Annotated in this window: 14 protein-coding genes and 1 pseudogene; 5 read left to right on the top strand and 10 right to left on the bottom strand. The window is 67.2% G+C overall.

Translation table 11 applies throughout. The annotated features are described in order from the left end of the window. Positions 1-23 precede the first annotated feature (23 nt). Positions 24-194, bottom strand: coding sequence for a CsbD family protein (locus tag AC1VXD_RS05975; protein WP_482991286.1), 171 nt, complete (start codon positions 192-194; stop codon positions 24-26). A gap of 154 nt (positions 195-348) precedes the next feature. Between AC1VXD_RS05975 and AC1VXD_RS05970 the strand changes: the two are divergent. Both AC1VXD_RS05970 and AC1VXD_RS05965 read left to right on the top strand, forming a co-directional pair. Then, positions 349-498 (top strand): annotated as a pseudogene (locus AC1VXD_RS05970) (TetR/AcrR family transcriptional regulator); the annotation flags it as partial. An 89-nt stretch (positions 499-587) separates the two neighbouring features. Continuing rightward, positions 588-1,088, top strand: a complete 501-nt coding sequence (locus AC1VXD_RS05965; protein WP_482991285.1) for a hypothetical protein — start codon at positions 588-590, stop codon at positions 1,086-1,088. A gap of 5 nt (positions 1,089-1,093) precedes the next feature. On the opposite strand, the gene AC1VXD_RS05960 is transcribed toward AC1VXD_RS05965, so the two are convergent. Continuing rightward, positions 1,094-1,291 carry a hypothetical protein gene (locus AC1VXD_RS05960; RefSeq protein WP_482991284.1) on the bottom strand — a complete coding sequence of 66 codons (198 nt, stop codon included), beginning with the start codon at positions 1,289-1,291 and terminating at the stop codon, positions 1,094-1,096. Positions 1,292-1,771: 480 nt separating this feature from the next. Between AC1VXD_RS05960 and AC1VXD_RS05955 the strand changes: the two genes are divergently transcribed. Continuing rightward, a complete protein-coding gene (locus tag AC1VXD_RS05955; protein WP_482991321.1) occupies positions 1,772-2,272 on the top strand; it encodes a helix-turn-helix transcriptional regulator in 501 nt (166 codons plus the stop codon). A gap of 21 nt (positions 2,273-2,293) precedes the next feature. On the opposite strand, the gene AC1VXD_RS05950 is transcribed toward AC1VXD_RS05955, so the two are convergent. Further along, the gene (locus AC1VXD_RS05950; RefSeq protein ID WP_482991283.1) at positions 2,294-3,370 is read right to left on the bottom strand and encodes an MBL fold metallo-hydrolase; all 1,077 of its coding nucleotides are present in this window, start codon (positions 3,368-3,370) and stop codon (positions 2,294-2,296) included. A gap of 104 nt (positions 3,371-3,474) precedes the next feature. On the opposite strand from AC1VXD_RS05950, the gene AC1VXD_RS05945 reads away from it, so the two are divergent. Both AC1VXD_RS05945 and AC1VXD_RS05940 read left to right on the top strand, forming a co-directional pair. Further along, a complete protein-coding gene (locus tag AC1VXD_RS05945; protein WP_482991282.1) occupies positions 3,475-4,086 on the top strand; it encodes a TetR/AcrR family transcriptional regulator in 612 nt (203 codons plus the stop codon). 129 nt (positions 4,087-4,215) lie between these two features. After that, on the top strand, positions 4,216-5,235 hold the full coding sequence (locus AC1VXD_RS05940; RefSeq protein ID WP_482991281.1) for a phosphotransferase: 1,020 nt from the start codon (positions 4,216-4,218) through the stop codon (positions 5,233-5,235). Positions 5,236-5,583: 348 nt separating this feature from the next. On the opposite strand, the gene AC1VXD_RS05935 is transcribed toward AC1VXD_RS05940, so the two are convergent. The 7 genes from AC1VXD_RS05935 to amaB all read right to left on the bottom strand — a co-directional run bounded on the left by AC1VXD_RS05935 (position 5,584) and on the right by amaB (position 12,189). Then, complete coding sequence (locus AC1VXD_RS05935; RefSeq protein ID WP_482991320.1) at positions 5,584-6,453, bottom strand: DMT family transporter; 870 nt, start codon at positions 6,451-6,453, stop codon at positions 5,584-5,586. Positions 6,454-6,503: 50 nt separating this feature from the next. Beyond that, positions 6,504-7,568: a UDP-N-acetylmuramate dehydrogenase gene (gene murB / locus AC1VXD_RS05930; protein ID WP_482991280.1), complete on the bottom strand. Its 1,065-nt coding sequence runs from the start codon at positions 7,566-7,568 to the stop codon at positions 6,504-6,506. Between the two features lie 8 nt (positions 7,569-7,576). After that, entirely contained in the window at positions 7,577-8,632 is a 1,056-nt protein-coding gene (locus tag AC1VXD_RS05925) for a quinone-dependent dihydroorotate dehydrogenase (protein ID WP_482991279.1), read from the bottom strand. Between the two features lie 8 nt (positions 8,633-8,640). Further along, on the bottom strand, positions 8,641-9,411 hold the full coding sequence (locus AC1VXD_RS05920; RefSeq protein ID WP_482991278.1) for a class I SAM-dependent methyltransferase: 771 nt from the start codon (positions 9,409-9,411) through the stop codon (positions 8,641-8,643). Between the two features lie 5 nt (positions 9,412-9,416). After that, positions 9,417-9,701 carry a DUF4190 domain-containing protein gene (locus tag AC1VXD_RS05915; RefSeq protein ID WP_150454371.1) on the bottom strand — a complete coding sequence of 95 codons (285 nt, stop codon included), beginning with the start codon at positions 9,699-9,701 and terminating at the stop codon, positions 9,417-9,419. A 115-nt stretch (positions 9,702-9,816) separates the two neighbouring features. Beyond that, positions 9,817-10,614: an SDR family NAD(P)-dependent oxidoreductase gene (locus AC1VXD_RS05910; RefSeq protein WP_482991277.1), complete on the bottom strand. Its 798-nt coding sequence runs from the start codon at positions 10,612-10,614 to the stop codon at positions 9,817-9,819. 42 nt (positions 10,615-10,656) lie between these two features. Beyond that, positions 10,657-12,189, bottom strand: a complete 1,533-nt coding sequence (gene amaB / locus AC1VXD_RS05905; protein ID WP_482991276.1) for an L-piperidine-6-carboxylate dehydrogenase — start codon at positions 12,187-12,189, stop codon at positions 10,657-10,659. Between the last annotated feature and the right edge of the window lie 379 nt (positions 12,190-12,568).

Here is a 12,568-nt window from a genome sequence, read left to right as displayed (position 1 = left end):
GGGACGCGGGGTATTCCAGTAGATCAGTGGCGCGCGTCATCCTTGGCCCTGCCGACGGCACTCTGCACTTTTCCAACGCCCTTCTGTGCTTTGCCTTCAAGCTCCTGGGTCTTGTTGCCGGTGACCTTGCCGGCCACTTCCTTCACCGTGCCCTTGACCTGGTTCTTGGCACCTTCGCTACGATTCTTGTCCATTGCAGAACACCTTTCTGTAAAGCCCGGATGGGGATTCGATCCTGCGTTGGCAGCGGTGGCGTGTCAGTGAAAGAAACGCGAGCGTCATCCTCACGCCGCCAGCGCCCGGGACCCCGTCCCCCGGGTAGCGCCAGGCTGTGCCTGGCGAGCACCCCTGCGGCTGCAGGGTTCGGCAACGGACGAGGCCAAGGCGTTCATGTCATCGGTGCACGGCGCGATGTTGGCTGCGCGCGGCCTGGGTGATGCGGCCACGTTCGCGGCACTGGCGCGCCTGGCCATCGCGCGGGTCAGCGCGGCGGTTTGAGGTTCGTGTTGGGCCTGCGGCAGCGCGGGCCTTCTTTTTATTCTCGCGCCCTACCTACTAGTAGGTTTATTCATCATCGGAGACATCCCATGGCACACCCCCTGTCCACCCTCGGCGCGATCCACACGGCCGTCAGCCTGATCCCGGTTCTTGCTGGCCTGTATGGCTTGGTCCGCCATCGCGCGATCGACCCGGCCACGCGTTCGGGCAAGGTCTACCTGCTGGGCCTGGTGCTGTCGGTCGCGACGGCCTTCACCGTTTCCAGCACCGGCGGATTGAACCCGGGCCATGCGTTCGGGGTGATCGTGCTGCTGGTCGCCTTCGGCGGCGTGCTCGCGGGGCGGCTGCGTTTCCTCGGCCGCTTGGCGCCTTACCTGTCGACGTTCGCGTTATCCTTCAGCTTCCTGCTGTCACTGGTGCCGGGCACCAACGAAACGCTGACCCGCGTGCCGGTGGGCCATCCCATTGCCGCCGCGCCGCTTGCACCGGTGGTGCTGCAGGTGTTGCTGGGCTGCGCGGTGGTGTTCGTGATCGGCTTCGCCGCGCAGTGCTGGCGCATCCGTTCGCGCAACAAGCACGCGCGGGCCTGATGCCATCAGGCTGCGGTTGGGTGAAGTCGACCGGCGGCCAGCAGCACGTCCAGAATCTGCGCGGTGATCGATTCTTCGCTGCCCGTGGCATCGATCACGTGGCAGCGCTGCGGATCACGTCGCGCCGCCTCCAGCAGGCCGCGACGGATGCGACCGAAATTGCGATGTGCCTCGGCCGGGTCGCTGCGGGTCTCGGGATTCACCCGCAAGGGTGAACCCCGGGGGCTCTGGTAGCCGTCGACCTTGGTCGACGGAGAGCGCCAACCAAGATTGGCAGCTACCAGAGCGCGGGTGTCGCTGATGACTCTGGTGCTGCTGTGGCCAGGCAGTAGGGTCGATCGTCCCAGTGCGCCCCAGTGGTTGTCAGTTGACAACCCTGGTGCCGCTCGCCAGACTCCGAGGGAAAGGAATGCCCCGTGCGCGCCATCCAGACAAAGACATCGAAGCCGCCCTTCGTTTCGCCGAATCACGTGGCTGGCGCTTACGCATTGGTGGCAGTCATGCCTGGGGGCGGATGTACTGCCCCTACAACGACAAAGACTGCCGGTGCGGGGAATTCTGTGTCGTGAGCATCTGGAGCACACCCCGGAAAGCACTGAACCATGCAAGAGCCCTGTGCCGCGTTGTCAAAAACTGCACCCGCCAGCAATGATGCACCTGCCATCTCCCGGAGACTCCCCATGATGGAATTCACCTTCACGCTCAAATACCGCCTGCCCGACATCGATAGCGACGCGGGCAGCCTGGAGCAGCAGCTGGCAGACGCTGGCTGCGACGATGCGCTGCTGGGTATCGGCAGGCCGGGCAGATTGGCGCTCGAGTTCTGCCGACAGTCAGCCACTGCGCAGGAGGCGGTGCTGTCCGCCTTGGCCGACGTGCGCAAGGCGGTTCCCGGTGCGGAGCTGATCGAAGTCAGCCCCGACCTGGTCGGCCTGACCGATGTGGCCGATCTGCTGGGCATGTCGCGTCAGAACATGCGCAAGCTGTTGCTCGCACACCCACAGACGTTTCCGGCCCCGGTCCACGAAGGAAGCGCGTCTGTCTGGCACCTGGCGGACATTCTTTCGTGGCTGCACGCGCGCGGCAGCCATAAGGTCAGCGGCGAGCTGCTGGAGCTCGCCGCTGCGGCGCTGAAAGCAAATGTGGCCAAAGAGCAGGAGCGGTTGCTGCAGCACCCCGGATGAAAGCGACAGCCCGGCTGCGCGTCAGCGTTCCGCCGTCTCCCACCATCGCGTACCCGCCACAGGCGCCTGCATGTCCAGCGCCTGGCCCATGATGGGCGTGGCCACGGGCACGTTCTTCGCCGCCGCCAGCGCAGTGATGCGCTCGAACGGCTGCTGCCAGGCGTGCAGGGCCAGGTCGAAGGTGCCGTTGTGGATCGGCAGCAGCCACTTGCCGCGCAGGTCCAGGTGCGCCTGCAGGGTCTGCTCTGGCTGCATGTGCACGAAGGCCCAGCGCTTGTCGTAGGCGCCAGTCTCGATCATCGTCAGGTCGAACGGGCCGTACTTCTCCCCGATGGTCTTGAAGCCGTCGAAGTAGCCGGTATCGCCGCTGAAGAAGATGCGGAAGTCGCCGTCCTGGATCACCCACGAGGCCCACAGGCTGCGATCGCTGTCACCGAGGCCGCGGCCGGAGAAATGTTGACCCGGCGTGGCGGTCAGGCGCAGGCCATTGGCCTCGGTCGACTGCCACCAGTCCAGCTGCTCGACCTTGGCGGCATCCACACCCCAGGCAATCAACTGGTCGCCCACGCCCAGCGGCGCGATGAAGCGCGCGGTCTTGCCGGCCAGCTGCATCACCGCGGCATGGTCCAGATGGTCGTAATGGTTGTGCGAGAGGATCACGCCCGCGATCGGCGGCAGGTCCTCAATGCTGATCGGCGGTGCGTGGAAGCGTGCCGGGCCCATCCACTGCACTGGCGAGGCGCGCTCGGAGAACACCGGGTCGGTCAGCCAGTACTGGCCGCGCAGCTTCAGCAGGATCGTGGAGTGGCCAAGCCGGAACAGGCTGCGATCCGGCGCGGCGTCGAGCGTGGCACGGTCCAGCGCCTGCACCGGAATCGGCTGCGTGGGTACGGTGCCACTGGGCTTGTTGAACATGAAGGCCCACCAGATCTCCAGACCATCACGCAGGCTCATGGCGGGCTTGGGCAGGACATTGCGGAACTTGCCGTCGCGGAATTGGGGCGACTCTGGGAAGCGGGGCAGGGACCACGACTTGCAGAAGGTGTAGGCGGTCACGGCAAGAGTTCCGATCAGGAGGATGAGGAGCAGGCGCTTCATCAGGGACGTCCGCTGGGTACACTGCACAGTGTAGTTTCCGATTCTGGGAAAGTACACTGGTCGGTGTAAAATGTGGGCATCCGTTCAGTTTCCTGGTTCCTGCCATGTCCCGTGCCCCGCAACGCCTGACCGACCGTAAACGCGATGCCATCGTGCGCGCGGCGGTGGAGGAGTTCCGTAGTGCCGGCTACGAGGCGACCAGCATGGACCGCATCGCCACGGCGGCCGGCGTGTCCAAGCGCACGGTCTACAACCATTTCCCCAGCAAGGAAGCGCTGTTTGGCCACATCCTCGAAGAGCTGTGGGAAAGCAGCACGGCTGCCGTCGTGCTGCCGTACCGCTCTGACCAGCCGCTGGACGTGCAGCTGCTGCAGCTGCTCGGGCAGAAGCTGGACCTGTTGGGCGATGCCAACTTCATCGACCTGGCGCGCGTGGCAATGGCCGAGATCATCCATTCACCCGAGCGTGCGCAGACGATTGTCTGCCGCATGGGCGAAAAGGAAGGCGGCGTGAACGCATGGATCCGCGCCGCGATCGCCGATGGGCGCCTGCGCGAGGTCGATCCGGAATTCGCCGACCAGCAGCTGCAGGGCCTGGTGAAGGGCTTCGCGTTCTGGCCGCAGGTCACCATGGGCCAGGAGCCGCTGGGCCCGGTCGAACGGCGCAAGGTCGCCGAATCGGCGGTGGCGATGTTCCTGGGGTTCTACGCACGCTGAGCCCACGCGGCGGCGGGTGCGACATAGCAGCGCATCGCTGTCCACCGACGCTATGTTGTGACGTAATCGCCATCGAACCGACTTGGCCATCTGCGACACTGCGTCAGGATTCCACGGCAAGACCGCCCCATGTCCTTCGCGTCGGCGCAGCAGATCAATGACGTACTGCAGCAGTCCTACGGCATCACCGCCACCGCCGTGGTCCCGCGCGTGGTGGGTGCCGACGCCAACGCGAGCGTGTTCCGCATCGATGCGCGCGGCAGCCAGTGGTGGTTGAAGTGCCGCAGCTACCAGGTGGCGCCGCAGGTGTGGGACGGCCTGCACTGGCTGCGCGGCACGCTGGGCATCGAGGAGATCGTGGCGCCGTGGCCGGCCATGACCGGCGGTGCCTCGGTGCAGCGGTGGGGCCTGCAGTTCACCCTGTTTCCGTATATCGAGGGGCAGTCCGGTTTCGAAGCGCCGTTGAGTGCGGCGCAATGGCAGCGTCTGGGTGAAATTCTCCGTCGGCTGCACACGGCTCAGCTGCCGGAGGCGCTTGCCGAAGGACTGCCGCGGCAATCGTTGTCCTGTGCGGCACTGGATAAGGTAGGGCACTGGCTGCAGGAACCGGCGACGTTGCCCGCCGCACAGGATCGCTGGGGGCGTGCCTTCCACGCGGTGTGGGTGCGACAGCGCGTGCGCATCACTGCGCTGCACCGGCGTGCGCTGGCGCTGCAGCTGGCGCTGGCGCTGGCGCAGGCCGAGGGTGAGCCGCTGCTGCGTCCCTGCCATACCGATCTGCACGCGGGGAACTTGTTGATGGGTCACGACGGGGCGCTGCACCTGATCGACTGGGACGGTCTGTCACTGGCGCCGCGCGAGCGCGACCTGATGTTCGTCGGGGCAGCGGTGGGTGGTCGCTGGGGGCGCGAGCGCCCGCAGGGGTTTGCCGAGGGGTATGGCGATGACCTGGGCGATGCGCAGTGGATCGCGTGGTATCGGCATGTGCGCGTCCTGGAGGATCTGGTGGCGTTCCAGCAGATGTTGATGGGCGTGGAGGGCGGTTACCGGCCGCCGCAGCAGCGTCGGCAGGCGCTGCATCATCTGGGGGAGTTGTTTGCTCCGGGGAATGTTTTCTGCGCGGCGGAAAGGGCTTACAGCGCGGTATAGGGTTTTCGGCAGGGCTGCGCCCTGCACCTGCCGAGGCCAGAGCAACGTCAACGTCAGAAGCCAGAGCGGCATTCCGTGGATGGCGGGGCACTGTGGGTTTGCGGGGACGGCGTGGATACGTCCATGTAGCCTTGGTCGCCGCTTGCTCGTGTGCGCTGTCCTGCGCACACGGCAAGACCGGGGTTGGGCGTCCTGCCCAACCCGCCCGAGGCATGCCTCGGGCCCATGCAGCTCACACCACGCACACCCACAGTGCCCCGCCACCCACGGAATGCCGCTCTGGCTTTGGCTGTTGCTGTTGCTTGAAGCTTCTGCAGGTGCAGGGCTGTATGCCCTGCCGAACAACCCTTACTCGGCCGGCTTGGCGGCCGCCGTCGCTGCCACGCTCGCGGCCCGCCGTGCCAACACTGCCTCGCGGTGCGCGATATACGCATTCGCCGCCAGGATGATGCCGGCACCGATCAGCGTCCATCGGTCCACGCTTTCGTCAAACAGCAGCCAGCCACACAGCGTCACCAGCGGCAGCTGCAGGAAACTGATCGGGGTCAGGGCCGATACCTCGCCCAGGCGCAAGGCGCGCGTCCACAGCAGCTGGCCGACCGTGCCCATCACGCCCGTCGCCACCAGCCATACCCAGGCCATGCCGGTGGGCCAGACCCACACGAATACCGCCGGGACCAGCGACAGCGGCACCCAGAACACGTAGGTGTAGAGCACTACCGTGTCGGCGCTGTCCACGCGGGTCAGCTGCTTGATCTGGATCGCCACCAGCGAACTGAGCAGGGCCGCGGCCACGGCGATCAGGCTGCCGGCGGAAAAGCCTGCCGTGCCCGGCCGCACGATCACCAGCACGCCGATGAAACCCACCACTACCGCCGCCCAGCGCCGCACGCGCACGGTTTCGCCCAGCCACAGCACTGCGGCAATGGTGACGAACAGCGGTGTGGAGTAGGACAGCGACACCGCCTGCGCGAGGGGCAGGTGGCCGAGGGCCCAGAACGCGCAGAGCATCGAGCCCAGGCCGATCGCGCTGCGCACGAAGTAGCGCGGCAGCTGCAGGGTCTTCAGCGGCGCACGGCCTGGGCGCAGCAGCATCGGCAGTAGTGCCAGCAGGCCGAACACGTTGCGGAAGAACGCGACTTCCTGGGTCGGCGCGTAGCGCGTTGCATAGCGGATGGCGATGGCCATCAGGCCGAACGCCATCGTGCTGGCGAGCATCAGCAGTGCCGCCCGCGCCGGAGTGGCGAGCGCGGGTCGTGCCGTGGCGTTCACCACTGGGCGCCGAGCAGGCGCGGCTCCGGTTCGATCGGTACGCCGAATTTCTCCAGCACTGACGCGGAGATGCGCCGCGCCAGGTCCAGCAGTTCGGCGCCGCTGGCGTTGCCGTGGTTGACCAGCACCAAGGCATGGCTGGGGGCTACGCCGGCGTCGCCTTCACGGAAACCCTTCCAGCCGCAGGACTCGATCATCCACGCCGCCGAGACCTTGCGCCGGTCATCGCGCTCGGCCGGGAACACCGGCAGTTCGGGGAAGTGCTGCAGCAGCACGTCCACCTGTTCCAGCGGCAGCACCGGGTTCTTGAAGAAGCTGCCGGCGTTGCCCAGCACGTCCGGGTCGGGCAGCTTGCGGCGGCGGATGGTGATGACCGCGTTGGCCACGTCCACCGCGCTGGGCAGCTCCACGCCCTGTGCCTGCAGCTCCTCGCGGATGCCGGCGTAGTCCATGCGCAGATCGTGCAGCAGCGGCAGTCTCAGTTCGATGGCGGTGATCAGGTAGCGGTCGGGCTGCTGCTTGAACACGCTGTCGCGGTAACCGAAGCCACACTGTTCGTTGTCCATGCGCACCCAGGCCTGCTCCTGGCAGTCCCAGGCCTCGACGGTCTGGATGAACTCACCCACCTGCGCGCCATAGGCGCCGATGTTCTGGATCGGCGCCGCACCGGCAGTGCCGGGAATCAGCGCGAGGTTCTCCAGGCCGGACAGGCCTTCCTGCAGCGAGAACATCACCAGGCCGTGCCAGGACACGCCGGCGCCGGCGCGGATCACCGCGTGGTCGGCACGGTGTTCGAGGAAGCTGATGTCGCGGTTGCCGAACACCAGCACGGTGCCCGGCAGGTCATCGGCGATGAGCACGTTGCTGCCGCTGCCCAGCACCAGCAGCGGGCCGTTGGCCACGCTGGGCAGGGCCAGCACGTCCGGCAGCAGGGCAGGGTCGTGCAGTTCCAGCAGCTGCGCCGCGTTGGCGCGCACGTGGAAGGTGTTCAGCGCCTGAAGCGGGGCGTTTTCGGTAAGGGTCCAGCGCAGCGGTGCGGCGGAAGTGTCGTGGCCGTCCATGGGCGCGCTCACAGCGGTGCCACCGCGCCACGGCTGGGCGCTTCGCGGCGGCGACGGATCGCCTCCACGCATTCGGCCACCAGCGACGGGCCACGGTAGATCAGGCCGCTGTAGCACTGCACCAGGGCGGCGCCGGCGGCCATCTTGGCCACTGCGTCGGCACCGGAGAGGATGCCACCCACGCCGACCAGGGGCACCGATTCGGGCAGGCGCGCGCGCAGGCGACGCAGCACCAGGGTCGACTGGTCCAGCACCGGCGCACCGGACAGGCCGCCCGCCTCGTTGGCCAGCGGATCGCCAGCGACGCGGCTGCGATCGATGGTGGTGTTGGTGGCGATCACGCCGTCCACCTGCAGTTCGCCCAGCACGCGCGCGGCGGCGTCGATGTCGCGCTCACTCAGGTCAGGCGCCACCTTCACCAGCATCGGCACGCGGCGGCCATGCTGCGCAGCCAGGGCTTCCTGGCGGTCACGCAGCTGGCTGACCAGCTGGCGCAGCGCGGTCTCTTCCTGCAGCTCGCGAAGGCCGGCGGTGTTGGGCGAGGAGATGTTGACGGTGATGTAGTCGGCCAGCGGGTAGACCTTGTCCAGGCAGGCGATGTAGTCATCGACCGCCTGCTCGTTGGGGGTGTCCTTGTTCTTGCCGATGTTGATGCCGAGCAGCCCGCGACGGTTGCGCGCGCGCTCGACGTTGCGCACCAGCGCATCGACACCGGCATTGTTGAAGCCCATGCGGTTGATGATGGCCTGGTGCGCCGGCAGCCGGAACAGGCGCGGCTTCGGGTTGCCCTCCTGCGGCCGCGGGGTGATGGTGCCGATCTCGACGAAGCCGAAGCCCAGTGCGAACAAGGCATCGATGTGCTCGCCGTTCTTGTCCAGACCGGCGGCCAGGCCGACCGGATTGGGGAAGGTCAGCCCGAACACGGTGCTCGGCATCGGCGCGATGCGTGCGGCCAGCAGCGGCGTGGTGCCGGTGCGGTAGGCCGTGTCCAGTGCGGACAGGCCGAGGCCGTGGGCGCGCTCGGCGTCGAGCGAGAACAGGAAGGGGCGGGCAAGCGAATACATGCGTCGGTTCAGTCCAGCGTGCCGAGGAAGGCTCGGGTTCGATATTCAAAGGCGACCTGTCCGTCCACCGCGTGGGCGTTGAACAGGTCCTGCAGCGCCGCCAGCATCGGCGCATGGCGCTCGTGCCCGGGTTGCGGTGCGTAGGAGGAAGACAGCAGGCGCCCGCGCAGGGCGTCGAAGTCCAGGTGCTGCACGTTGGGCAGCTCGATCATGCCGCGCAGGCCGTGGCCGAACCAAGCCTGCATGGTGGCATCGTCCTGGTAGCGCTCGGCCACCGCGGTGTAGTCGGTGCCGTAGTCCAGCAGCAGCTGCTCGTAGCCGACCAGGAACGGGCTGGCATCGAGCAGGCGCGAATTCCAGTAGATCAGGGCCAGTCCGCCCGGGTGCAGGATGCGCTGCCACTCGGCACGCACGGCCACGGTGTCGAACCAGTGGAAGGCCTGCGCGGCGCTGACCAGATCGACGCTGGCATCGGCCAGCCCGGTCGCCTCGGCGTGGCCATCGACGGCGCGGAACAGCGGAAACTGCGGTGCCAGCCACTGCTCGGCGGCCGCGCGCATGGCTGCATTGGGCTCAACCGCCACCAGCGGATGGCCGGCGGCCAGGAACGGGCGGCTGGAAATGCCGGTGCCCGCACCGATGTCGGCGACGAGCGCCGCGGTGGGCACGGCCATCGGCCCATGCAGCCAGTCCATCAGCGCAGCGGGATAGTCCGGGCGGTAGCGCACGTAATCGGCGACCCGGCTGCTGAAGCGTTCAGTGCTGTCCGACGCGCTCATGGCGGTCAGTTCGACAGCGTGGCCAGCCAGGCCAGACCGCCGAAGAACAGGACGATGACCAGCAGGCCCAGGCCCAGCATGATCACGTTCAACCAGCCCAGGATGAGGCCGGTCAGGGCCAGCCCGTCGCCTTCCAGCTCGGCGGGGCGACGGCGGATCTCGCTGCGGGCCATGTGCCCGGTGATGATGGCCACGATACTGGCCACGAAGGGCAGCACGGTCCAGCTGGCGATGCCCAGCACCAGGCTGAGGACGGCCAGGCCGCTTGTCTGTCGGGGTGCCACGCTCATGGGGATCCTCCTTGGCAGTGCGCACATGATAGTGCCTGCGGGCCGGCAAGCCCATGGGCGAGACAGCAGCGGTAGCGCCGGGCCATGCCCGGCGAGCGCGGCGCGCGACCCGGGTTCAGCCCATCAACACCTGGCCACCATCCACGTTGAGCACGTGGCCGGTGATCCAGCGCGCCAGCGGCGAGCACAGGAACAGCGCGGCGTCGGCGATCTCGCGCGGGTGGCCGAAGCGACCAAACGGGATCCGCGCCAGGGTGGCCTGGTACAGCGCGGGATCCTCCACGCGGCGTCGGGCCCACAGCCCATCGGCAAACTCGATCGAGCCCGGCGCGATGGCATTGACCCGGATGCGCTCCTTGGCCAGGGCCAGGGCCTGCGAGGTGGTGTAGTGGGACAGCGCAGCCTTCGCTGCCGCATACGGCGCGCCACCGGGGCGGGGCTGCTGGGCGGCGATCGAGGACAGGTTGAGGATGCAGGCATCATCCGAGGCCCGCAGCCAAGGCAGGGCCAGGCGGGAGGCGCGTACGGCCGCCATCAGGTCGATCTGCAGGCTGGCCGCCCAGCCGTCCTCGTCGTCGGCCATGCCGTAGCCGGTGGCGTTGTTGACCAGTACGTCGATGCCGCCAAGCGCATCGGCGGCGGCCTGCAGCCAGCCGCCGATCTGCTCGATCTCGGCCAGGTCGGCCGCGACAACATGCACGGGCGTGCCCTGTGTCTCGGCGTCGGCCTCCAGTGCCTGCAGCCCGGGCAGGCCGCGGGCGCAGACCGAGACCCGTGCCCCGGCGCCGGCGAAAGCCAGCGCCAGTTCACGGCCGATGCCCTTGCTGCCGCCGGCGATAGCCACGCGGCGGCCGTTGAAGTCAATCACCTGTAGAGCCGAGCCATGCTCGGCTGCACTTCCTGCAGTGTTCATGGCCCGTCCTGCCGAGCATGGCTCGGCACTACAAAAACAGCATTACAGATCGAACTTGATGCCCTGGGCCAGCGGCAGCGAATCCGAGTAGTTGATGGTGTTGGTCTGGCGGCGCATGTAGACCTTCCACGCATCCGAACCCGACTCACGACCACCGCCGGTGTCCTTCTCGCCACCGAAGGCGCCGCCGATCTCCGCACCGGACGTGCCGATGTTGATGTTGGCGATGCCGCAGTCGCTGCCGGCGGCCGACAGGAACCTCTCGGCGGTTTTCAGGTTCTGGGTGAAGATCGAGGACGACAGGCCCTGCGGCACGCCGTTCTGCATGTCGATGGCTTCATCGAGGCTGTCGTACGGCATGACGTACAGGATCGGCGCGAAGGTTTCGTGCTGGACCACCGCGTCGCTGTTCTTCAGGCCCGAGACAATGGCCGGCAGTACGAAGTTGCCTGCACGATCGATGCGGGTGCCGCCGGTTTCGATGGTGCCGCCGGCGGCCTTGGCCTGGGCGATGGCATCGAGGAACTGCTGCACGGCACCGTCGCTGTTCAGCGGGCCCATCAGGTTGGCGGCATCGGTCGGATCACCGATCTTGCCTTCCACCTGCTTGTAGGCCTTGACCAGGGTGGCCAGCACGTCGGCGTAGATCGAGCGGTGCACGATCAGGCGGCGGGTGGTGGTGCAGCGCTGGCCGGCGGTACCGACGGCGCCAAACACGATGCCCGGCACGGCCAGCTTCAGGTCGGCGGTCTCGTCGAGGATGATGGCGTTGTTGCCACCCAGCTCCAGCAGGCAGCGGCCCAGGCGGCGGGCGACCTTCTCATTGACCGTGCGGCCGACCTGGGTCGAGCCGGTGAAGCTGATCAGCGGCACGCGGCGGTCATCGACCATCTTTTCCGACAGAGCGGTGCCGGCGTCGTTGACCAGGAAGAAGATGTCCGGGAAACCGGCTTCGCGCAGCGCTTCATTGCAGATGCGCATGGAGGCGATGGCGGTCAGCGGGGTCTTGTTGGACGGCTTCCAGATGCAGACGTCACCGCAGATGGCGGCCAGGAAGGCATTCCAGCTCCACACCGCGACCGGGAAGTTGAAGGCCGAGATGATGCCGACCAGGCCCAGCGGGTGGTACTGCTCGTACATGCGGTGGCCGGGGCGCTCCGAATGCATGGTGTAGCCGTACAGCATGCGGCTCTGGCCCACGGCGAAATCGGCGATGTCGATCATCTCCTGTACTTCACCGTCGCCTTCGGGCTTGCTCTTGCCCATTTCCAGGGCGACCAGCGAACCCAGGGCGTCCTTGTGCTTGCGCAGCGCTTCGCCGCACAGGCGCACGGCTTCGCCGCGGCGCGGGGCCGGGGTGGTGCGCCAGACCTTGAAGGCTTCCTGGGCACGGGCGATGACCGTTTCGTAGTCAGCCTCGGTGGTGGCGCGGACCTGCGCGATCGGCTCGCCGGTGGTCGGGTTGACCGGGGTGATCAGCTCACCACCGGTAGCGCTCGACCATTCCCCGTTGCCCAGGTAGGTGCCAGCGTTGATCGCGTCCAGACCAAGGGACTTGAGCAGCTCGGAAGACATGCAGACTCCTGTGTTTCGTTACGTAGTTGGTGCCGCCGCGGGCAGGTGGGGGATGCGGCGGACTGAACCGGCGATGGTAGCAGAGGGATGTGGCCGGGCTTGGTGCAGTGCGGGGTGGGCGCCGGATGCTTGACGTGGCCGCGTCACGATTTGCAGTGCACGCGCAGTGAGGAGAAAGTGATGAAAATCAGCACGCTACGGCTCGCCAGGCCCGGCGGGCGCGTCAAAGAAGTGCCATGCGGCGACTATCTTTTGTGACGGACTTCAGACACAATCGAGACAAAGTCAATCAGAACACAATCAAATGCGCGCACCGGCTGGGGAGAACGGTGCTGAAGGGCCGACGGATCGTGTCTCCGTCTGCGGAACCGCTTAAGGA

It is taken from the genome of Stenotrophomonas sp. STEN054 (assembly GCF_056854535.1).
Note: the sequence above shows the minus strand (reverse complement) of the source record. Positions and strands in the feature narration are given on the sequence as shown.